Raw genomic sequence first — 20,445 nt, 5'->3', positions numbered from 1 at the left:
GTGCCTCTTACGCGTTACGGTTCAACCAGGCCATATAGGCTGCAACACCTTCAGCAACTGTTTTGAAAGGCTTGTCATAGCCTGCTGCACGCAGTTTGGTCTGGTCTGCCAGAGTAAACGCCTGGTAACGGCCTTTCAGTTTTTCCGGGAATGGAATGTACTCAATCTCACCGCTCTGGTGATATTTCAGTGCGGCATCAGCCACTTCCTGGAATGATTCAGCACGGCCCGTTCCGCAGTTGAAGATACCGGATACGGCATTTTCCCAGAACCACAGGTTCACGGAGGCCACATCTTCCACGTAGATAAAGTCGCGTTTAAATCCATCGCTGCCTTCAAACAGTTTTGGATTCTCGCCGTTATTCAACTGGGTATTGAGGTGGAATGCCACGCTCGCCATGCTGCCCTTGTGGCCTTCGCGCGGGCCGTAGACGTTGAAGTAACGGAAGCCACAAACCTGTGACTGCGCTTCTGGCAGGATATTACGCACGTAGTGGTCGAACAGCATTTTGGAGTAGCCGTATACGTTTAGCGGCTCTTCGAACTGACGCTCTTCGATAAAGTCTGCATTACGCCCGCCGTATGTGGCTGCGGAGGAGGCATACAGGAACGGCACCTGATGATCGAGGCACCAGTGCAGCAGCTCTTTGGAATACTGATAGTTATTATCCATCATGTATTTACCGTCCCACTCAGTGGTGGAGGAGCAGGCACCTTCATGGAATACCGCTTCAACATCACCGCCAAAGTCTTCATCCGCCAGGATAGAGATCAGGAAGTCTTCTTTATCCATATAATCAGCGATATTCAGATCCGCCAGATTGGCGAACTTAGTGCCGTCTTTCAGGTTGTCCACCACCAGAATATCGGTGTGACCCTTATCATTCAGCGCTTTGATGATGTTGCTGCCAATAAATCCAGCGCCGCCAGTGACGATAATCATGAGCTCTAACCCTAAACAATGGGGTGAAACAGGAGGTTCCACTCGCTAATGGTTCATATCATAACATCTCATCGCCATGTCGACAGCCAGAGGAGTCTGTAACGAAAGGGTATAAAAGCCATTTTCCGTGATTTATGCGGCAGAAAATAGATTATTCCGCGCATATCATCGCCCATATGCTTCACTTTCAGTTATCTGTATCGCAAGAAATCTAACTGGGAGGATAAAAGTGAATCAGGAATTTTATCAGCAGCTTAAGGCACAGTTGAGCAGTGCTGAACGGGAAGGGTTGTTTAAACATGAACGGCAAATAACCAGCGCACAGCAGGCTTCAATTGTGCTGGCTGACGGCAGCGAAGTGCTTAATTTTTGCGCCAATAACTACCTTGGCCTTGCCAACCATCCCGCGCTGATTGCTGCGGCTAAAGCAGGTATGGACAGCCATGGATTTGGTATGGCCTCCGTGCGTTTTATCTGCGGCACTCAGGACAGCCACTGCCAGCTGGAGAAGGAGCTGGCTGCGTTTCTCGGTATGGAAGATGCCATTCTCTACTCCTCCTGTTTTGATGCCAACGGCGGACTGTTTGAGACGCTGCTGGGGCCGGAAGATGCGGTAATTTCTGATGCGCTGAATCATGCTTCGATTATTGACGGTATCCGCCTGTGTAAAGCCCGGCGCTATCGCTATGCCAATAATGATATGGCAGAGCTTGAATCCTGTTTGCAGCAGGCACAGGCAGAGGGTGCCCGCCATATCCTGATCGCTACCGATGGTGTGTTTTCTATGGATGGTGTAATCGCCAACCTGGCGGGTATCTGCGACCTGGCAGATCGCTATCAGGCGCTGGTAATGGTCGATGATTCTCATGCCGTTGGCTTTGTGGGGCATCTGGGACGCGGCAGTCATGAACACTGCGGGGTGATGGGAAGGATCGATATTATTACCGGTACCCTGGGAAAAGCGCTGGGCGGCGCCTCTGGAGGATATACCGCCGCGAAACAAGAGGTAGTGGAGTGGCTGCGGCAGCGATCAAGGCCCTATCTGTTCTCTAACTCACTGGCACCCTCAATAGTTGCGGCATCCCGGCAGGCACTGGCCTTGCTGGCTGACGGGCAGGGTTTACGGCAGCGACTGTGGGACAACGTAAACTATTTTCGCACGGCCATGAGCGCAGCAGGTTTCACTCTGGCAGGGGCAGACCATGCGATTATTCCGGTAATGCTGGGTGATGCGCGGCTGGCACAGAATTTTGCCGCCCGTTTACAGCAGGAAGGGATCTATGTCACCGGTTTCTGTTATCCGGTAGTGCCGAAGGGGCAGGCGCGGATCCGTACGCAGATCTCAGCCGCCCATACTCAGGATCAGTTAGAACGGGCGGTCAACGCCTTCCGGCGGGTGGGACAGGAACTGGGTGTGATCCCACAGGGAGAAGCACAATGAAAGCCTTAGCAAAACTTCACGCCCGGCCCGGGATCTGGATGATCGAGGATGCTCCGATCCCGGAGCCAGGACATAACGATGTGCTGATCAAGATCCGCAAAACAGCGATCTGCGGCACTGATGTGCATATTTACAATTGGGATGCGTGGTCACAGAAGACCATTCCGGTGCCCATGATCACCGGCCATGAGTATGTCGGTGAAGTCGTGGCGATGGGTCAGGAAGTGGTGGGATTCAGCATCGGAGACCGTGTCTCCGGCGAGGGGCATATCACCTGCGGACACTGCCGCAACTGCCGTGGGGGGCGTACGCATCTTTGCCGTAACGCAATCGGTGTTGGTGTAAACCGGCAGGGATGCTTTGCCGAATATCTGGCGATCCCCGCTGTTAACGCCTTCAAAATCCCTGACAATATCTCTGATGATATGGCAGCCATTTTTGACCCCTTCGGCAACGCTGTTCACACGGCACTCTCGTTTAACCTGGTGGGCGAAGATGTGCTGATTACCGGCGCTGGCCCTATTGGCATAATGGCTGCCGCTATCTGTCATCATGTTGGTGCGCGTCATGTGGTGATCACCGATGTGAATGAGTACCGCCTGGGGCTGGCGCGCCAGATGGGCGTGACACGTGCGGTAAACATCAATGAAGAGAACCTGTCTCAGGTGATGAGTGAGCTGGGAATGACGGAAGGCTTTGATGTTGGTCTGGAGATGTCCGGCGTTCCTGAGGCTTTCCGTTCAATGCTGGCAGTGATGAACCACGGCGGGCGCATTGCCATGCTCGGCATTCCACCGTCAGAGATGGCTATCGACTGGAATCAGGTGATTTTCAAGGGGCTGTTTATCAAGGGTATCTATGGCCGGGAGATGTTTGAAACCTGGTACAAAATGGCCGCGCTGCTTCAGTCTGGTCTCGATCTGTCACCGGTGATCACCCACCACTATCACATTGATAATTTCCAGCAGGGCTTTGATGAGATGCGCTCCGGGCGTTCGGGGAAAGTAATCCTCGACTGGAGCTAATCCAGGTGACATCGACTGTTTTTGTCGGGGCCAGTCATTCCTGACCCCGGTTTGAACGCAGTGTTACTGGCCGAAATCGAATTTCACGCCGGAAAGGTCTTTCTCCAGGCTCTGTACCAGCGGGCTGTCGCTGATGCTTTCGCCTATCACCTCCAGCGCACGAGTTGCAGGTACCGGCTGTACGGTCACTTTACACACTTCACTTCCGTGGAACGGATTACGCGGTTTTACCGGCTGAGGTTTGTGGTCTGGTGGCAGTGGCTTGTTGTTGATGCGCTGCGGCTCGTTGAGCAGCTGGCTTGGACGCACCAGGGTGATATCGGCTGGCAGCGTGGGCAGCATTTGCTGCAAGACTTTGACGGTTGCAGGATGAGGATGCCCGATAGCAATCGCTGAACCATCACGCTGCGCCAGACGTACTGCGCGAGTAAACTGCTGGCGGATATCCGCTTCGTTTTGGGTATCGTCCAGGAACACCCGGCGTTTAATGACTTTCACGCTGGTGCCAGCGGCAGCCCGGCTGGACTGGCTGTTACCGATAGTCATGCTGTCGAGAAAGTAGAAGTTATAGTGATCGAGCACCTGCATTACTTTCTCCATGCCCGGCAGGCTGGAGGTCATTGCACTGCCCATATGGTTGTTGAGGCCAACTGCAAACGGCACATCAGCTGCTGCTTCCCGGATGATGCGTGTGATCTCTTCCAGGGACATATCCGGGCGCAGGGTATCTTTTTCCAGCGGCTGTTTGCTGAGGGGGGCCATCGGCAGGTGAATCAGCACCTCGTGGCCGCGCTGGTGGGCTTTGGTTGCCATTTCACGCGCGTGCGGGGCATTGGGTAATACTGCGACCGAGATAGCCGCGGGCATCTGCAATACCTGGTTCTCCTGTGCAGGCCGATAGCCAAAATCATCAATGACAATTGAAAGCTTGCCTGCATAGACCGGAGCGGATAAAAGCAGTGCGACCAGCAGGCCGCTGAGTTTTCGGCTTTGAAACAAAACTTATCTTCCTAACCACGGTAGTGGATTGACTGCACGTCCCTGACGGCGGATTTCAAAATAGAGTGAAGGTGTGCCACGCCCACCGCTGGTACCGACCAGCGCGATAGGCTGCCCGGCACGCACCTGAGTGCCAACGGTGACCAGGGCACTTTGATTGTAGCCGTACAGACTCATATCGCCTTTACCATGCTCAACCACCACCACCAGGCCGTAACCCTGCAGCCAGTCAGCCATCAAAACACGGCCATCGGCAATAGCTTTCACTTCGGTACCTTCAGGCGCGTCAATCACCAGCCCCTTCCAGCGCAGTTCACCCTGTAACTGCTCACCAAAACGATGTTCAATACTTCCCCGAACCGGCCATACTGCCTGACCCGACGGTTGACCAAGACCGCCGGTACGCGACATCAGTGAACGCTCGCTGTCGGTCGGTTTATAAGTGCTGCCTTTGCTTTTTGCCTGCGCTTCGCGTTGGCGGACTTTCTCGGCTTCACGTGCTTCCCGCTCGGCACGCGCTTTAGCTTCCCGTTCGGCTTTAGCAATTTTGTCGCGCAGGCGGCTTTCGTTCTGGCGCATTTCAACCAGCTGCGCCTGGTCTTTCTCCAGCGAAGATTCTAGCGTGGTGAGGGTTTTTTTACGGGCCTGACGTGCGCCTTCCAGTTTTTGCTGCTGGCTCTGCTGCTGGCTTAACAGCGACTTCTGTTCAGCCTGCTTATCAATCAACGAGGCTTTCTGTGCTGACAGATCGCTGCGAGTCTGTTTCAGCGCTTCAATCGATTTCTGCCGTGCGTCGTTGAGGTAACCAAAATAAGCCAGCATACGCTCACTGCGCTGGCTCTCTTCCCCGCTAAGAATAAGCTGTAATCCGTTATGCTGACCCTGACGGAATGCGGCATCAAGCTGCTGCGCCAGAATGGATTCCTGCTGCGTTTGCTGCTGCTGAAGTTTGCTGATGGATGCGTTAAGGCTGGCGATATCTTTATTGAGCGTGGTGAGGCTACTCTGGGTGTCGCGCAGCTGCCTGCTGGCCTGCGCGATAATCTTTTCCTGGCTCTGCAACTGGTCGAGCAGCTGACTGCGCTGCTGCTTCTGCAACTGCACGCTTTTCTCTTTAGCGGCAATATCCTGTTGAATCGATTGCAGTTGTGATTTGTTATCTTCTGCCGCCAGGGCAGAAAAAGAGAACAGCAATGCTCCGGTGCAAAGCGCACTGACGGCCAGGGCGGACAAGCTTGCGCGTGATGGCGACACTACAGCCGATGCATAACGCGGGGTCCTTGGGTGTAACACTGTCGCTTTTTCCCTCATATGTTTGGATTATTCCACGATGAACAGCAGCTTACCAGCCATCTCTGAATGGTTTTCTATTACTGACAGTAACAGTCACCGCCTTTTTCCTGCGTGAGCAATCACTCGAAAGCAGTGGATCAGACATCCGATGGCAGCGTGTGAAAACACATTATTGCGCAACATTTAACCGCTTAACTTAGCTGCAATGCCATCACAGGATAGCCGTTTTCACTTAAGGCAACTTTTTTTTGTAATCTGTCGCAGAAAACACAACTCTGAAGGGCTTCTCGACTGTACATGACACTCCTGGCAGGTATACTCAGAAGCCTTGTTTTTCGCTTATTAACCCTTTCGGGAGTTGTTACACCTCATGCAAGATATTATGCAGTTTGCAGGCAATCACACAATTTTAGGTCTGGCGTGGGTCGCTTTGCTGGTTCTGGTGGTCGTGACCACCGTTAAGGGCATGTTCTCCAAAGTAAAAGTAATTAGCCGCGGTGAAGCAACCCGCTTAATTAACAAAGAAGATGCCGTGGTAGTGGACGTGCGTGGACGCGACGATTACCGCAAGGGCCATATTTCTAACGCGATGAATATACTGGCCGCAGATATTAAAAAAGAGAGCTTCGGTGAGCTTGAAAAACATAAAGCGCAGCCAGTAATCGTCGTGTGTGCAACCGGAACTTCTGCATCTGAATCGGCAAATAAGCTGAATGCAGCAGGATTTGAGCGGGTCTACGTACTGAAAGATGGCGTGTCCGGCTGGAGTGGCGATAACCTGCCGCTGGTTCGCGGTAAATAAAAAAACGAGGGTTCTGGCATGGCAAACGTTGAGATCTACACCAAAGCGACCTGTCCTTTCTGTCACCGTGCGAAAGCGCTGCTGAGTCAGAAAGGAGTGAATTTTCAGGAAATCCCAATTGATGGGGATGCTTCCCTGCGTGAAGAGATGATAAAACGTAGCGGCCGGAGCACGGTTCCACAGATTTTTATTGATGCACAGCACATCGGCGGCTGTGACGACCTCTTTGCACTTGAGGCTCGTGACGGTCTTAGCCCGTTGTTAAAATAAGGAAAGGCTGCGCATATATTACGGCGCATATTGCCTGACTATTGCTGCAGCACAGTAACGGATTATTAACCTAATAGGATTATGTACCATGTCAGAACAGAACAATACCGAGATGTCATTCCTGATCCAGCGTATCTATACCAAAGATATCTCTTTCGAAGCGCCAAACGCGCCACAGGTTTTCCAGAAAGAGTGGGAGCCTGAAGTCAAACTGGATCTGGATACCGCGTCAAGCCAGCTGGCAGACGACGTGTATGAAGTCGTGCTGCGCGTGACTGTCACGGCAACCGTAGGTGAAGATGCCGCATTCCTGTGCGAAGTGCAGCAGGCAGGTATTTTCTCCATTGGCGGCATTGAAGGATCTCAGATGGCACATTGTCTGGGTGCATACTGCCCGAACATTCTGTTCCCGTATGCACGTGAATGCGTTACCAGCCTGGTATCCCGTGGCACCTTCCCGCAGCTGAACCTTGCACCGGTTAACTTTGACGCGCTGTTTATGAACTATTTGCAGCAGTCAGAAGGTGCAGCTCCTCAGCAGGATGCTTAATGGATAGCTCTCATGCATCCATGAGCGTCATCGGTGCCGGCTCGTACGGCACCGCTTTGGCGATTACGCTGGCCCGTAACGGTCACGAAGTGGTGATGTGGGGTCATAACCCCCAACACCAGGCTCAGTTGCAGGCTGACCGTTGTAATACCGCTTTCCTTCCTGATGTCCCTTTCCCGGATACGCTTCATCTTGAAACCGACCTTGCCGCGGCGATAGCTGCCAGTCGTGATCTTCTGGTGGTGGTTCCCAGCCATGTGTTTGGTGATGTGCTCCAGCAGATTAAGCCACATCTGCGTGCCGATTCACGTCTGGTGTGGGCGACGAAAGGTCTGGAGAAAGAAACCGGACGTCTGCTGCAAGATGTGGCGCGTGAAATCCTGGGCGATGCTATTCCGCTGGCGGTGATTTCCGGGCCGACATTCGCGAAAGAGCTGGCAGCCGGTCTGCCAACGGCCATAGCCCTGGCGGCAACGGACGCGGTATTCGCTGAAGACTTACAGCAACTGTTGCACTGCGGCAAAAGCTTCCGTGTATATAACAATCCTGATTTTATCGGCGTGCAGCTGGGCGGGGCGGTGAAAAACGTCATCGCTATCGGCGCTGGCATGTCGGATGGCATTGGCTTTGGTGCCAATGCGCGTACCGCGCTGATCACCCGGGGCCTTGCCGAAATGAGCCGTCTGGGCGCTGCGCTGGGTGCCGATCCCACCACCTTTATGGGCATGGCGGGGCTGGGCGATCTGGTGCTGACCTGTACCGACAACCAGTCGCGTAACCGTCGGTTTGGCATGATGCTGGGGCAGGGTGCTGATGTTGAAGGTGCCCAGCAGACCATCGGTCAGGTAGTTGAAGGTTTCCGTAACACCAAAGAAGTGAAGGCCCTGGCCGCGCGCTTTGGTGTGGAGATGCCGATTACCGAGCAGATTTATCAGGTTCTCTATTGCGGAAAAAATGCACGCGAGGCAGCATTAAGTCTGCTCGGTCGCACAAGGAAGGACGAAAACAGCGGGAGCTGAACCGGGCGTGTTGTAGCATGTGGCGTCTGATCGGACGCCATTTTTAATTGGGAGAGAGCCATGCCGTGTGTAGAACCCGAACTGATCTGGGATAACATCAAGACCGAAGCGCGTGCGCTGGCCGACTGTGAACCGATGCTGGCCAGCTTTTATCACGCTACTCTGCTCAAGCATGATGACCTGGGCAGTGCTCTGAGCTACATGCTGGCCAATAAACTGGCTAACCCGATCATGCCAGCGATCGCTATCCGTGAAGTGATTCAGGATGCCTATCGGCAGGATCCATCAATGATCATTTCTGCTGCCTGTGACATTCAGGCGGTGCGTCAGCGCGACCCCGCGGTAGATAAGTACTCCACACCTCTTTTGTACCTGAAAGGCTTCCATGCGTTGCAGGCTTATCGCATAGGGCACTGGCTGTGGAATGAAGGACGCCGTGCGCTGGCGGTTTATCTGCAAAACGAAATTTCAGTCTCCTTTGCCGTGGATATTCATCCGGCGGCGAAAATTGGCCGTGGCATTATGCTCGACCACGCAACCGGTATTGTGGTGGGGGAAACGGCGGTGATCGAAGATGATGTATCGATTCTGCAATCTGTCACTTTAGGCGGTACCGGTAAAACCAGTGGCGATCGCCATCCTAAGATCCGCGAAGGCGTGATGATTGGCGCTGGTGCCAAGATTCTCGGCAATATCGAAGTCGGGCGCGGGGCAAAAATCGGGGCCGGTTCGGTCGTGTTACAGCCTATACCGCCGCATACCACTGCCGCAGGTGTTCCTGCACGTATTGTCGGTAAGCCGAATAGCGATAAGCCATCCATGGATATGGATCAGCATTTTAATGGCATGGTGCCAGGCTTCGAATTCGGCGACGGAATCTAGTTGGTTAGCCTGGTTTACTTGCGATTTTGAATCCGGGCAGTGCCCGCAATCCTCACGTACTCTGTGTACGCTCCGGTTGCTGCGCGCTGGCCGAATTCAAACTTGCTGCGACACCGACGGCCCTTGGTAGAGGCGTGAATTCTACCTCCCTCCGTTACTTCTTAATTAACGCCCCTGCGTAATCCAGCTGCCGCCACGCTTCATAAACCACCACTGAAACGGCGTTCGAAAGATTCATGCTGCGGCTGTCTGGCATCATCGGGATACGGATTTTTTGCGAAGCAGGCAGCGCATCGAGGATGGTAGCAGGCAGGCCGCGTGTTTCCGGGCCAAACAGCAGATAATCCCCAGCCTGATAGCTCACAGCGCTGTGAGCAGGCGTTCCCTTTGTTGTCAGGGCAAAGATGCGCTGTGGCGCTTCTGCGGCTGTAAACGCCGCATAGCCGTCATAGTGGGTAACTGCGGTGAATTCATGGTAATCCAGCCCGGCACGGCGCAGCCGTTTGTCATCCCAGGCAAAGCCGAGCGGCCCGATTAAGTGCAGTTTAAAGCCAGTATTGGCACACAGGCGGATAATGTTGCCCGTGTTCGGCGGGATTTCGGGTTCGAATAAAACGATATTTAGCATCTGACAGGCCCTCAGGAACGAGGGCCGAAGAATAGCAAATTATTCGCTCTTGGTGGTATACAGCGGTAGCCAGAGTGTCAGACGCAACCCGCCAAGCGGGCTGTCATCAGCTTTGACCCAGCCACGATGCTGCTGGATAGCATTATCGACGATTGCCAGCCCAAGACCAGTTCCGCCGGATTCACGATCGCGTGCTTCATCCGTGCGATAGAATGGACGGAAAATTTGTTCACGATCCTCCGGGCTGACACCCGGGCCGTCATCGTCAACATGCACGGTAATACCCTGTTTATCCACGGCAAAGCTGACAGAAATCTTGCTATGTGAATAGCGCAGTGCGTTACGAACAATATTTTCCAACGCACTTTCAAGCGCACTGGGGTTACCGTACAGCGGCCACGGCCCTGGCGGGTATGGCACTTCCAGGGTTTTCCCCATCTGTTCCGCTTCAAAGCGCGCATCTTCCAGTACATCAGACCACAGGTGATTAGCCTTAATAGCCTCACTGACCAGCGCATTGGTATGCTGAGTACGCGATAACACCAGCAGATCGTTAATCATGCCATCCAGCCTTTGCGCCTCCATTTCGATGCGTCCCAGCTCTTTGCCTTCACCATGACGGCGGCGCATGAGTGCGGTCGCCAGTTGCAGACGCGTCAGCGGAGTGCGCAACTCATGGGAGATATCGGACAGCAGTCGCTGCTGGGCCGTCATCATGCGTTCCAGCGCACTGACCATCTGGTTAAAGCTGGCACCCGCTGCGAGAAACTCCTGCGGGCCAGACTCCAGTTCAGGCCGCTGGCGCAGGTTGCCCGCGGCAACATCATCGGCCGCATGTTTCAGCTTACGTGCCGGTTTCGCCAGGCTCCACGCCAGCCACAACAGCAGCGGGGAGCTAATCAGCATGGTGACAATCAGCAGCAATAGCGGACGGTCAAACAGCAGGTTGATAAAATCAAGCTGAGAACTGCCCGCCGGACGGATCAGATACAGCTGATAATTATCTTCTCCATCCCGTATGGAAAACGGGCCGACCATCTCCAGTCGGCCATATTTTTTCTTCTGCGGATGATCGGAATTATCGGACTGGCCGATAAAATTACGGATCACCTGCATTTCGCTATGCTGTGCGCCAATCACGCGCCCTTCGCTGGTAACCAGCAGCAGGCGTTGACCCGGCGGAGCCCATTTATCGATGGCGCGAAACAGCCTGCGCCACCACATTAAATCATTGGGCGGATCCTGACTCAGCTCCGCCTCAATGTGCTGCTCAATCATCAATCCCTGCCGCTGCTCACTATCCAGCAGCGGGGTCATCTGACGGGAGTCAAGCTTGGGCAGCATTAACACCAGCATCAGTACCAGTGCCAGAGTTAGCCAGAAAATGGCAAAGATGCGGGTGGTCAGGCTGGATATCATGTAGCAGACACCATCAGGTATCCCCGACCGCGCAGTGTTTTAAACCACGGCAGGCCATCCCTGCGCTCCGGCAGTTTTCTCCGCAGGTTAGAGATATGCATATCAATTGCCCGGTCAAACGGTGTCAGCCGCTTGCCCAGAACTTCCTGGCTGAGATGCTCACGTGATACCACCTGCCCCAGATGCTGGGCAAGCAGGTAGAGCAGCGTAAATTCAGTACCGGTTAAATCCAGTGTCTCATTGTCAAAGCTGGCTTCCTGACGGCCCGGATTCAGGCGCAGTAAGTCAACTTCCAGCGTTGGTGAGCTGTTGTCGTGCTGCTGCTGCTGCTGTTCGCTCCAGTTTGAACGGCGCAGAATGGCGCGTATACGCGCAACCAGTTCACGGTCGTTAAACGGCTTAGGCAGATAGTCATCAGCCCCCAGTTCAAGTCCAAGCACACGATCCAGTTCACTGCCGCGTGCGGTTAACATAATGACAGGCGTCTGATGCTGCTGACGCAGTTCTTTCAGGGTATCAATGCCGTTTTTCTTCGGCATCATCACATCCAGTAATAGCAGATCGACAGTGCTGTCGAGCATTGCCAGTGCTTGTTCGCCGTCGCCGGCAACCAGAACATTAAAACCTTCCATTTCAAGCAGTTCTTTAAGCAGCGAAGTCAATTCGCGGTCATCGTCAACCAACAGGATCTTATTCATTTTTTATTGCCCTCCGCAGGCAAAATACCGTGAACGAATGCGCTCAATCCATGACTTTACGTAGTTTTACACCCCCTGACGCATGTTTGCAGCGGGGGCCGTAGACTCATTCTCGTTGAATCGAAATACGGAAACAAACTTGGGAGTAAACGATGCGTAAAGTTACCGCCGTCGTTGTGGTTCCGGCGCTGATGCTCACTCTCTCCGCCGCATGGGCTGACAACGTCACGACGACTGACGAAATGCATCAGGATGACGGAGCAAACCGTACACTGAGACAGGTTCCTCAGAGTCATATGTTTGATGGCATCAACCTCACAGAACAGCAGCGTCAGCAGCTGAGAGATCTGATGCAGCAGGCACGACACGATCGTTCTCCTATAAGTATTAACGATTTAGAACGACTTCACGAACTGATTATTGCAGATAAATTTGATCAAGCGGCCTATCAGGCTCAGGCGGAGAAAATTTCACAGGCTGAGGTAGCGCGCCAGGTCGAGATGGCCAGGGTTCGCAACCAGATGTATCACCTGTTAACGCCACAGCAGCAGGACGTTTTGGAAAAGAAACATCAGCGGCGCTTTGAAGAGATGCGCAGGCTAACAAATATGCAGCAGTTTTCACCGCTGCAGGCAGCAAGTAGTACCCCGTAAGGTAGTCCCGACAGTACCAAGTATCCCTGTTTTTCCTTGCCATAGACACATCCCTGTCTTCCCCGCCATGATGGCGGGGTTTTTTTTGCTCTAAATTTCTTGTCAGAACAATGAGCAATTAAACCTCTAAGGGAGGAAACTCATCCCAAAATGAGTGGGCTTTGCCAGAGAATAACCCTGTTTATGCAGCGTAATGTTCAGCCGTTTATGGTTCTTATGCTGGGCTACGGCAAGTTCTCCAAGCAGTACAACTTCATACTGCATCTCATCGCGCATCATCGCGATTAACTTTTCCTGTTTTCTCTTCGTAGGCGAGATTGTATCGCTCCAGATTTCAAAAATAACCGGAGGGTAGTCCATCTGCTCCAGCCAGTTTTTCCCACCGGCCAATACTTCATATTCCATCCCTTCAACGTCAATTTTTATCAGGTCTGCGCGAGGAAGATTAAGTAGATCAAGCGTAGTAATCGGTACCGTCTCGCAATACTCAGATTTTTGCTCCCGCTGAAACTTATAAACTTCAGGCAGCAGTGAGAGTGCTCCCAGATTGGCGTCCTGCATAACATCCAGCACCGGCACATCAATTTCCCCTGCGTAATCACCGATGGCTCCATGATGTGCAACGCAGTGGGTCAGATTATTAATAAACAGATTGGCACAGAGCTGATAGTAGACCTGACGCTGAGGCTCCCACGCATGTAGCTTTCCGCCGGAACGACGAATATGGATGCCCATCGGGACAGACCATGCTCCCAGATTAGCACCGATATCGAGCAGTACAGGGGCGCTGATACCTTCAATCAGGCGTTGGCCTATCGCGAGCGTGTCGGTTTCCCACGCAATCCCGTTACGCAATACACGGCTAATATAATCCGGCCCGTTGGTCAGCAGGTAGTGGCTGTCTTCTACGGTAAATAACTGGCAATTGTACCGATCGCTCTCGTCCATAAGGGTGAAGATCCTTTTGATAAAACATCAGGCGCTGCTGATGTGGTAGTAGCTAAGTTGCGATGGAGAAAAATCACACAAATTATATGATATTAATTTCAACTTAACCCTCGCAATGTTCGCTATTATCTGCATTTATCCGGCGATAACAGCCGGGATAGAGGGCGGCGGATTCTAAGCTATCAGCCTGTGCGTATAGCACTTTTTATCATCACCCGTAGCTATAGGATTGATTTAGATCCGCATATAATCTACGGGAATTTAAATCTATCAGGAGGATATATGTCAGGGATGGTTTTTTGCCGTGGCTGCGGTAAGGAAGTGCACAGCAGTGCGCTGGTATGCCCAAATTGTGGCGCAATGCAAAATACGGGTATTGGAAAGAAAAACAAGATTGCAGCGGCTCTGCTGGCTCTCTTTTTAGGCAGTTTTGGCCTGCATAAATTTTATTTAAACAGAATCGGCCAGGGGATTTTGTATCTTGTTTTTTGCTGGACGTTCATCCCCGCACTGGTAGCGCTGGTGGAAGCAATTATTTATCTGTGCACCTCCGATGAAGAGTTCGCCCGCAGATACGGTTAGCAGCAGCACTCAGATTGATGAGCAAGAAGCCCGCGCGAGCAGCGGGCTTTTTTTTGCCTGAAATCCAGTATACTTAGCTCTCCGATATCACCGGGGTATGCCATGAATGCGAACTATGCGCGCCTGGTCAATGCAGCGGCCCTTGCGGCTACGGCACTGGCTTCGTTGCTGCTGATTATGAAAATTTTTGCCTGGTGGTACACCGGTTCGGTGAGCGTGCTGGCAGCGCTGGTGGATTCACTGGTGGATATTGCTGCTTCGCTGACTAACCTGCTGGTGGTGCGCTACTCACTGCAACCCGCTGATGCAGAGCACACCTTCGGTCACGGCAAAGCTGAATCTCTCGCGGCACTGGCGCAGAGCATGTTTATCTCCGGCTCTGCGCTGTTTTTATTCCTTACGGGTTTACAGCACCTTGCTTCTCCTGAGCCGATGAAAGCACCGCTGGTGGGGATGGTGGTGACGGTAATTGCCCTTTTCTCCACGCTGATCCTGGTTGCTTTCCAGCGCTGGGTTGTCCGCCGTACCCGCAGTCAGGCTATTCGAGCCGATATGCTGCACTATCAGTCTGATGTGGTTATGAACGGTGCTATTCTGCTGGCGCTGGCATTAAGCTGGAATGGCTTCCATCGTGCCGATGCCCTGTTTGCGCTAGGGATTGGCGTGTGGATTTTGTATAGTGCTTTGCGTATGGGCTATGAGGCTGTTCAGGCTTTGCTTGATCGTGCGCTTCCTGTTGAAGAACATCAGGCGATTGTCGATATCATTGCAGCATGGCCTGGCGTTCAGGGGGCGCATGATATCCGCACCCGCCAGTCCGGGCCGACGCGCTTTATTCAGCTGCATCTGGAAATGGACGATCATCTTCCGCTGTACCAGGCTCATCAGATAGCCGAGCAGGTTGAAATGGCGCTGCTGCATAAGTTTCCAGGTTCCGATGTGATTATTCACCAGGATCCCTGCTCGGTATTACCTGACAGGCCGCAGGGTAAATTTGAGTTGTAAATCGTTTTTAAATGAAAAGGTTAGCGTTTACACTGTTTGAAACGTGATACAGCGCAAAAAAAATAGCCGAAAGTTGCCTGACCTGAATCAATTCAGCTGGCAGGGTTTGATATACTATTGCCATTAATTGAGTCGGTTATCTCGTTCGCACGCTGTCGACCCCGCTCCGGCGTCCAGAACACATCATTTGCATCATCAAGTTCAGAGGTTGTCATGATCAAAAAAATCGGTGTACTGACAAGCGGCGGCGACGCCCCAGGTATGAATGCTGCGATCCGGGGTGTAGTTCGCGCCGCACTCAGTGAAGGTTTAGAAGTTTGTGGTATTTATGACGGCTATCTGGGCCTGTATGAAGACCGAATGGTCAACCTGGATCGCTACAGCGTGTCAGATATGATTAATCGTGGCGGCACATTCCTGGGCTCGGCGCGTTTCCCTGAGTTCCGTAATGATGAAGTGCGTACGGTTGCTATCGAGAACATGAAAAAGCGCGGCATTGATGCGCTGGTAGTGATTGGCGGTGACGGCTCTTACATGGGTGCAAAACGCCTGACTGAGATGGGTTTCCCTTGTATTGGGCTGCCGGGCACCATTGATAATGACGTAGCCGGTACGGATTACACCATTGGCTATTTCACCGCGCTGGAAACCGTGGTTGAGGCCATTGACCGTCTGCGTGATACCTCATCCTCACATCAGCGTATCTCCATCGTAGAAGTGATGGGACGTTACTGCGGTGATTTGACCCTGGCGGCAGCGATTGCGGGTGGTTGCGAATTTATTGTATTGCCGGAAATTCCATACACTCGCGAAGAGCTGGTGGGTGAGATTAAAGCCGGTATTGCGAAAGGTAAAAAACACGCCATCGTAGCGATTACCGAGCACATCTGCGATATCGACGAACTGGCTAAATACATCGAAGAAGAGACCAAGCGCGAGACACGTGCCACGGTGCTGGGCCATATTCAGCGCGGCGGTGCGCCGGTTGCCTATGACCGTATCCTCGCCTCACGTATGGGTGCCTATTCCATCGAGCTGCTGTTACAGGGTTACGGCGGTCGCTGCGTGGGTATTCAGAATGAGAAGATGGTGCATCATGACATCATCGACGCCATTGAAAATATGAAGCGTCCATTTAAAGGTGACTGGCTGGATACCGCCAAAAAACTTTACTGATAAAAAACAAGGCGCTGCGGGTCAGCGCCTTTATTATGCAAAGCGTTATTCCATATAGTTATTACAGCTAATTTTTAATTCTTTAATTCACTCAAAACTTTGTGTCACGCTCCTTACCAGATAAAACCTTTGGGAGTGCGTGCAATGAAGAAGTGGAGTGTGGGAATTACCCTGTTACTGGCCTCAACCAGCGTGCTGGCGAAGGATATTCAGCTGCTGAACGTGTCATATGATCCAACCCGTGAGCTGTATGAACAGTACAACAAGGCTTTCAGTGCGCACTACAAGCAGGAAACTGGCGATAACGTGGTGATCCGCCAGTCACACGGCGGCTCTGGCAAGCAGGCGACGTCAGTGATTAACGGTATTAAAGCCGATGTGGTAACGCTGGCGCTGGCGTCTGACGTTGATGCGATTGCCGAGCGGGGACGCATTGATAAAAACTGGATCAAACGTCTGCCGGATAACTCCGCACCTTATACTTCCACCATCGTGTTCCTGGTACGTAAAGGCAACCCGAAACAAATTCATGACTGGCAGGATTTAATTAAACCTGGCGTCTCTGTTATTACCCCAAACCCGAAAACTTCAGGCGGTGCCCGCTGGAACTATCTGGCAGCCTGGGGTTGGGCTTTGGATCAGAATCACGGCGATCAGGCGAAAGCCCAGGCCTATGTGAAGGCGCTGTTTAAAAACGTTGAAGTGCAGGATTCCGGCGCACGTGGTGCCACTAATACCTTCGTTGAACGTGGCATCGGTGATGTGCTGATTGCATGGGAAAACGAGGCGTATCTGGCGGTCAACAAACTGGGCAAAGACCAGTTTGATATCATCACACCCAGTGAGTCTATCCTCGCAGAACCAACGGTCTCCGTCGTCGACAAAGTAGTGGACGAGCGTGATACCCGTAAAGTGGCTGATGAATATCTCAAGTATCTCTACTCAACCGAAGGGCAGGAAATTGCCGCGCAGAACTTCTATCGTCCACGTGATGCGGCAGTAGCGAAGAAATATGCCAGCACCTTCCAGCCGGTTAAACTGTTTACTATCGATAATAAGTTCGGTGGCTGGGCACAGGCACAAAAAACCCACTTTGCAGAGGGTGGTACCTACGACCAGGTAATGAAACGCTAGTCTATTTGATGTTATTTGCAATCGAGGGTCGACATTAGTCGGCCCTTTTTTTGTTATTTGATTTAAGTGTTTCAATCAATGGTAACTTTCCAGTAAAAGTTCCGCCTTGTGATGATTTCACATGATATTCTTCCCGGCTTAGACTACATTGTGAACAACGAATATGTAGAGGTTTTGAAAAGATGCTGGGACGAAGGCGGATTATAATTGCGCTGATTACTATGGTGGTGCTGTTAACCGTCTGCTGTACTTATATTGCTCTGAATTATTTAAACAATTCTGACCAGCTATGGAAAATAGTCAGTCAGCAGTGTGTTCCCGGCCAGGAGCAAAGAAATGATCCGTCCCCCTGTCGGCAGGTGAATATTCAGGATGGGTATGTCGTATTAAAAGACCGAAATGGTGCACTGCAATTTTTACTGATGCCAGTGGCGAAAGTTACAGGGGTGGAGAGCCAAAAGCTGCTTAATCCGGCCTCGCCTAACTACCTGGCAGAAGCATGGCGCGCACGCCATTTTATGGAAGAGAGATATGGTGCAGTTATTGATGATCAGGTCTATTCACTGGCGGTTAATTCACGCTGGGGACGTACCCAGGATCAGTTGCATATTCATATTTCCTGCCTGCGTGCGGATATTCGGCAGCAGCTGGATGCACTGGCTCCACGCCTGAATGATAAATGGCAAAGTCAGCTTCTTGGCGAGCATGAATATCAGATAAGAATGATAACCCGTGATGAATTTAAACGCACCAGCCCATTTATACGCCTTGCCAATGAGCTGCCGGGGGCGCGTGAGAATATGGGCAGTTACGGTATCGCCATCGCCGCATTAGGCGAGGGCAAGCGGGCCATGATGGTAGTGAAAAGCAATTTGCTGATGCTGAACCGTGCTTCGGCAGAAGAGTTACAGGATCATAGCTGTGCCTTACTTAAGGTGAGCGGCGGGCATTAAAAATAAAGGGGCCGTCTGTCCGGCCCCTTTGGTCTCTATTTCGTCTGGTCTTTTTGCCCTGCTTCGGGGTCATTCTTATATTGGGCGGTGGCTATCCAGGCCGCACAGAACAACGTCAGACGTGCAAAGAAATAGAAAAAGGCCATCAGTCCCAGTACTGAGCCGAATGCCGCACCGGAAGGTGAAGATGCCAGCTTGGGCAGGGTAATGGTCATAATAAATTTAATCACTTCAAAACCTATTGCCGCCAGTAACGTGCCACGGAACAGGGCTTTCTTGCGTGGCTTATGGCGCGGAAGTATCCAGAAGATCCACAGGAACAGCAGGTAGTTGGCGAAAATGGAGATCGACAGGGCGATCAGCGTCAGCGCCGGACGCAGCCATTCAATGCCATCCAGCCCCAGAGCATGAACGATTGACGCCTGTGCCGCTCCGGCAATCGATGTCAGCGACAGCGTAATAATCAGCGCCAGCACCAGGCCGGTCAGTGAAATAAAGTCGCGTGTATATTTAAACCAGATTTTTTCCTGATCCTGCGGCGCGCGCTCCCACACATCGCGAGACTGGGCGCGTATCGCTTCACGCAGATTTCCCATCCAGCTAATTCCGGAGTAAAGCGCCACCAGCAGACCGGTCAGACCGACGGTGGTACGCTGCTGGATGGCGGTATTTACCGTGCTCTTTAGCGTAGCAGCCAGCGAGGGGTCGCTGATATTACTGACGATGGTGTTGATAAGTTTAGCCATCAGATCTGGATTGGAAGCCAGTACAAAACCGACGCCAGCAAATGAGACCATCAAAATTGGAATCAGTGAGAGAAATGAGAAGTAAGTGATCGCCGCGCCAAACTGGCTGCCAAGACGATCGTTAAAGCGCTCACCGGCACGGATAAAATGCGCCACCGCCGGAATAGCGCGGAACCACTCAACAAAACGTGATAAACGTGTCAGGGATTTATCCACCGTAGGGTTACCGGTTTTCAGGTTGATAAGCGGCTTCTCTGCTGGTTGCTCAGTGGGTTGGGTCGTGCGTTGTTGCTTCTCTGCCATGAATCCTTCTTCATCCTTATTTAAATATCATACTGCTGCTTATTATAGCCTGCTGATCAGGTGACGTAACGTGCAAGCGCCTGGCTGATCCATTCAATAAACACCCGAACCCGGCGCGCCAGGTTACGGCGGTGTGGATAGAGCAGGGATACAGGCATTGCCGGTGCCCGGAATTGCGGCATAATCTCCACCAGCTTTTTCTCTTTTAATGCCTGCGATACTCCTGCTCGCGGTACCTGGATAATCCCCAACCCCGCGATACAGGCGGCGCGGTAGGTCTCAGTACTGTTCACGGTCATCACTCCGCCGGTCTTAATCAGCCGCGTGGTTTTACCGTCGTCATATTCGAAGCCGCCAGGCTGCCCGCCCAGGTGCTGACTGTAATGCACCATCGCATGCTGAGAGAGATCTTCCAGCGAATCCGGCGTACCAAAACGCGCCAGATAATCCGGGCTGGCACAGTTAATCAGCGGCAGATGGCCGAGATGACGTGCAATCAACCCGGAATCCTCCAGCACACCAACGCGCACTACGCAGTCGAAACCTTCGCGAATCACATCCACCCGTCGGTCGCTACTGCTCAGTTCCAGCTCAATTCCCGGATAGTGTTGCAGGAAGTCTGGCAGTAACGGGATCAGATAGTTACTGGCCAGACTGACCGGCATATCGACCCGCAGCCGCCCGCTCAGGGTCGCCGGATCGTGTTGAAACAGAGAGTCCATCTCATCCAGCGTGGCGAGCACATCGCGGCAGCGTTCAAAGTAAACCTGTCCATCCTGGGTAAGCTGTACCCGGCGGGTTGTGCGATGCAGTAAACGTGAACCGAGGCTATTTTCCAGCGCCTGGATCTGCCGCGACAGGCTGCCCTTGGGCAGACCCAGGCTCTCCGCTGCTTTGGTAAAACTCTGCATTTCCGCCACTCTGACAAACACCTGCATTGCGTGAATTTTATCCATTACTTTGCTCATTGTTGTGA

22 protein-coding genes are annotated in these 20,445 nt (G+C 52.5%); 13 read left to right on the top strand and 9 right to left on the bottom strand.

Annotated elements, in window-relative coordinates; all coding sequences use genetic code 11:
• Window positions 1–7: 7 nt before the first annotated feature.
• The gene (gene rfaD, locus GN242_RS20645) at window positions 8–943 is read right to left on the bottom strand and encodes an ADP-glyceromanno-heptose 6-epimerase (RefSeq protein WP_154754122.1); all 936 of its coding nucleotides are present in this window, start codon (window positions 941–943) and stop codon (window positions 8–10) included.
• 229 nt (window positions 944–1,172) lie between these two features.
• Between rfaD and kbl the strand changes: the two genes are divergently transcribed.
• Both kbl and tdh read left to right on the top strand, forming a co-directional pair.
• Complete coding sequence (kbl, locus tag GN242_RS20640) at window positions 1,173–2,384, top strand: glycine C-acetyltransferase (protein WP_156288131.1); 1,212 nt, start codon at window positions 1,173–1,175, stop codon at window positions 2,382–2,384.
• A complete protein-coding gene (gene tdh, locus GN242_RS20635; RefSeq protein WP_154754123.1) occupies window positions 2,381–3,409 on the top strand; it encodes an L-threonine 3-dehydrogenase in 1,029 nt (342 codons plus the stop codon). Before kbl ends, tdh begins: the two co-directional genes overlap by 4 nt.
• Window positions 3,410–3,472: 63 nt before the next feature.
• Here the strand turns inward: tdh and GN242_RS20630 are convergent, their stop codons facing one another.
• Complete coding sequence (locus GN242_RS20630; RefSeq protein ID WP_154754124.1) at window positions 3,473–4,408, bottom strand: divergent polysaccharide deacetylase family protein; 936 nt, start codon at window positions 4,406–4,408, stop codon at window positions 3,473–3,475.
• Between the two features lie 3 nt (window positions 4,409–4,411).
• Entirely contained in the window at window positions 4,412–5,719 is a 1,308-nt protein-coding gene (gene envC, locus GN242_RS20625) for a murein hydrolase activator EnvC (RefSeq protein ID WP_154754125.1), read from the bottom strand.
• Window positions 5,720–6,071: 352 nt separating this feature from the next.
• Here envC and GN242_RS20620 point away from each other — a divergent pair, with 352 nt between their 5' ends.
• The 5 genes from GN242_RS20620 to cysE all read left to right on the top strand — a co-directional run bounded on the left by GN242_RS20620 (window position 6,072) and on the right by cysE (window position 9,224).
• Window positions 6,072–6,503, top strand: a complete 432-nt coding sequence (locus tag GN242_RS20620; RefSeq protein WP_154754126.1) for a rhodanese-like domain-containing protein — start codon at window positions 6,072–6,074, stop codon at window positions 6,501–6,503.
• Window positions 6,504–6,521: 18 nt separating this feature from the next.
• Window positions 6,522–6,773: a glutaredoxin 3 gene (grxC, locus tag GN242_RS20615; RefSeq protein WP_154754127.1), complete on the top strand. Its 252-nt coding sequence runs from the start codon at window positions 6,522–6,524 to the stop codon at window positions 6,771–6,773.
• Between the two features lie 88 nt (window positions 6,774–6,861).
• A complete protein-coding gene (gene secB, locus GN242_RS20610) occupies window positions 6,862–7,323 on the top strand; it encodes a protein-export chaperone SecB (RefSeq protein WP_154754128.1) in 462 nt (153 codons plus the stop codon).
• Window positions 7,323–8,342 (top strand): NAD(P)H-dependent glycerol-3-phosphate dehydrogenase, encoded by a 1,020-nt coding sequence (gpsA, locus tag GN242_RS20605; protein ID WP_156288130.1) that lies wholly within the window; start codon window positions 7,323–7,325, stop codon window positions 8,340–8,342. Before secB ends, gpsA begins: the two co-directional genes overlap by 1 nt.
• Window positions 8,343–8,402: 60 nt before the next feature.
• The gene (gene cysE, locus GN242_RS20600; protein ID WP_156288129.1) at window positions 8,403–9,224 is read left to right on the top strand and encodes a serine O-acetyltransferase; all 822 of its coding nucleotides are present in this window, start codon (window positions 8,403–8,405) and stop codon (window positions 9,222–9,224) included.
• A 154-nt stretch (window positions 9,225–9,378) separates the two neighbouring features.
• Here cysE and trmL read toward each other — a convergent pair whose 3' ends face one another.
• Genes trmL through cpxR form a run of 3 tightly spaced genes read right to left on the bottom strand, consistent with a single transcriptional unit; the run spans window position 9,379 to window position 11,969 of the window.
• Entirely contained in the window at window positions 9,379–9,852 is a 474-nt protein-coding gene (gene trmL / locus GN242_RS20595) for a tRNA (uridine(34)/cytosine(34)/5-carboxymethylaminomethyluridine(34)-2'-O)-methyltransferase TrmL (RefSeq protein WP_154754131.1), read from the bottom strand.
• Between the two features lie 39 nt (window positions 9,853–9,891).
• Window positions 9,892–11,271 carry an envelope stress sensor histidine kinase CpxA gene (gene cpxA / locus GN242_RS20590; protein ID WP_154754132.1) on the bottom strand — a complete coding sequence of 460 codons (1,380 nt, stop codon included), beginning with the start codon at window positions 11,269–11,271 and terminating at the stop codon, window positions 9,892–9,894.
• Complete coding sequence (gene cpxR, locus GN242_RS20585; protein WP_154754133.1) at window positions 11,268–11,969, bottom strand: envelope stress response regulator transcription factor CpxR; 702 nt, start codon at window positions 11,967–11,969, stop codon at window positions 11,268–11,270. Before cpxR ends, cpxA begins: the two co-directional genes overlap by 4 nt.
• Before the next feature lie 152 nt (window positions 11,970–12,121).
• Between cpxR and cpxP the strand changes: the two genes are divergently transcribed.
• A complete protein-coding gene (gene cpxP / locus GN242_RS20580) occupies window positions 12,122–12,622 on the top strand; it encodes a cell-envelope stress modulator CpxP (RefSeq protein WP_154754134.1) in 501 nt (166 codons plus the stop codon).
• A gap of 126 nt (window positions 12,623–12,748) precedes the next feature.
• Here the strand turns inward: cpxP and GN242_RS20575 are convergent, their stop codons facing one another.
• Entirely contained in the window at window positions 12,749–13,570 is an 822-nt protein-coding gene (locus tag GN242_RS20575) for an FkbM family methyltransferase (protein ID WP_154754135.1), read from the bottom strand.
• A 282-nt stretch (window positions 13,571–13,852) separates the two neighbouring features.
• Here GN242_RS20575 and GN242_RS20570 point away from each other — a divergent pair, with 282 nt between their 5' ends.
• From GN242_RS20570 to GN242_RS20550, 5 genes are all read left to right on the top strand, one after another.
• Window positions 13,853–14,152, top strand: a complete 300-nt coding sequence (locus GN242_RS20570; protein WP_154754136.1) for a TM2 domain-containing protein — start codon at window positions 13,853–13,855, stop codon at window positions 14,150–14,152.
• A 102-nt stretch (window positions 14,153–14,254) separates the two neighbouring features.
• Complete coding sequence (gene fieF / locus GN242_RS20565) at window positions 14,255–15,157, top strand: CDF family cation-efflux transporter FieF (RefSeq protein ID WP_154754137.1); 903 nt, start codon at window positions 14,255–14,257, stop codon at window positions 15,155–15,157.
• Window positions 15,158–15,370: 213 nt separating this feature from the next.
• Entirely contained in the window at window positions 15,371–16,333 is a 963-nt protein-coding gene (gene pfkA, locus GN242_RS20560) for a 6-phosphofructokinase (protein ID WP_154754138.1), read from the top strand.
• Between the two features lie 144 nt (window positions 16,334–16,477).
• The gene (locus GN242_RS20555; RefSeq protein WP_156288128.1) at window positions 16,478–17,467 is read left to right on the top strand and encodes a sulfate ABC transporter substrate-binding protein; all 990 of its coding nucleotides are present in this window, start codon (window positions 16,478–16,480) and stop codon (window positions 17,465–17,467) included.
• Window positions 17,468–17,649: 182 nt separating this feature from the next.
• Window positions 17,650–18,420: a CDP-diacylglycerol diphosphatase gene (locus tag GN242_RS20550; protein WP_156288127.1), complete on the top strand. Its 771-nt coding sequence runs from the start codon at window positions 17,650–17,652 to the stop codon at window positions 18,418–18,420.
• A gap of 35 nt (window positions 18,421–18,455) precedes the next feature.
• Here GN242_RS20550 and yhjD read toward each other — a convergent pair whose 3' ends face one another.
• Window positions 18,456–19,469 carry an inner membrane protein YhjD gene (gene yhjD / locus GN242_RS20545; protein WP_154754141.1) on the bottom strand — a complete coding sequence of 338 codons (1,014 nt, stop codon included), beginning with the start codon at window positions 19,467–19,469 and terminating at the stop codon, window positions 18,456–18,458.
• 56 nt (window positions 19,470–19,525) lie between these two features.
• Entirely contained in the window at window positions 19,526–20,425 is a 900-nt protein-coding gene (locus tag GN242_RS20540) for a LysR family transcriptional regulator (RefSeq protein WP_154754142.1), read from the bottom strand.
• Between the last annotated feature and the right edge of the window lie 20 nt (window positions 20,426–20,445).

This window comes from Erwinia sorbitola, from assembly GCF_009738185.1.
GTDB lineage: Bacteria > Pseudomonadota > Gammaproteobacteria > Enterobacterales > Enterobacteriaceae > Erwinia > Erwinia sorbitola.
Note: the sequence above shows the minus strand (reverse complement) of the source record. Positions and strands in the feature narration are given on the sequence as shown.

Bases quoted from the DNA above. Each gene is read 5' to 3' on its own strand.
- cysE (WP_156288129.1), top strand. From the start codon at position 8,403: ATGCCGTGTGTAGAACCCGAACTGATCTGGGATAACATCAAGACCGAA.
- tdh (WP_154754123.1), top strand. From the start codon at position 2,381: ATGAAAGCCTTAGCAAAACTTCACGCCCGGCCCGGGATCTGGATGATC.
- gpsA (WP_156288130.1), top strand. From the start codon at position 7,323: ATGGATAGCTCTCATGCATCCATGAGCGTCATCGGTGCCGGCTCGTAC.
- envC (WP_154754125.1), bottom strand. From the start codon at position 5,719: ATGAGGGAAAAAGCGACAGTGTTACACCCAAGGACCCCGCGTTATGCA.
- cpxR (WP_154754133.1), bottom strand. From the start codon at position 11,969: ATGAATAAGATCCTGTTGGTTGACGATGACCGCGAATTGACTTCGCTG.
- GN242_RS20555 (WP_156288128.1), top strand. From the start codon at position 16,478: ATGAAGAAGTGGAGTGTGGGAATTACCCTGTTACTGGCCTCAACCAGC.
- rfaD (WP_154754122.1), bottom strand. From the start codon at position 943: ATGATTATCGTCACTGGCGGCGCTGGATTTATTGGCAGCAACATCATC.
- GN242_RS20575 (WP_154754135.1), bottom strand. From the start codon at position 13,570: ATGGACGAGAGCGATCGGTACAATTGCCAGTTATTTACCGTAGAAGAC.
- secB (WP_154754128.1), top strand. From the start codon at position 6,862: ATGTCAGAACAGAACAATACCGAGATGTCATTCCTGATCCAGCGTATC.
- cpxA (WP_154754132.1), bottom strand. From the start codon at position 11,271: ATGATATCCAGCCTGACCACCCGCATCTTTGCCATTTTCTGGCTAACT.
- trmL (WP_154754131.1), bottom strand. From the start codon at position 9,852: ATGCTAAATATCGTTTTATTCGAACCCGAAATCCCGCCGAACACGGGC.
- grxC (WP_154754127.1), top strand. From the start codon at position 6,522: ATGGCAAACGTTGAGATCTACACCAAAGCGACCTGTCCTTTCTGTCAC.
- GN242_RS20540 (WP_154754142.1), bottom strand. From the start codon at position 20,425: ATGGATAAAATTCACGCAATGCAGGTGTTTGTCAGAGTGGCGGAAATG.
- pfkA (WP_154754138.1), top strand. From the start codon at position 15,371: ATGATCAAAAAAATCGGTGTACTGACAAGCGGCGGCGACGCCCCAGGT.
- GN242_RS20550 (WP_156288127.1), top strand. From the start codon at position 17,650: ATGCTGGGACGAAGGCGGATTATAATTGCGCTGATTACTATGGTGGTG.
- fieF (WP_154754137.1), top strand. From the start codon at position 14,255: ATGAATGCGAACTATGCGCGCCTGGTCAATGCAGCGGCCCTTGCGGCT.
- cpxP (WP_154754134.1), top strand. From the start codon at position 12,122: ATGCGTAAAGTTACCGCCGTCGTTGTGGTTCCGGCGCTGATGCTCACT.
- GN242_RS20620 (WP_154754126.1), top strand. From the start codon at position 6,072: ATGCAAGATATTATGCAGTTTGCAGGCAATCACACAATTTTAGGTCTG.
- yhjD (WP_154754141.1), bottom strand. From the start codon at position 19,469: ATGGCAGAGAAGCAACAACGCACGACCCAACCCACTGAGCAACCAGCA.
- GN242_RS20570 (WP_154754136.1), top strand. From the start codon at position 13,853: ATGTCAGGGATGGTTTTTTGCCGTGGCTGCGGTAAGGAAGTGCACAGC.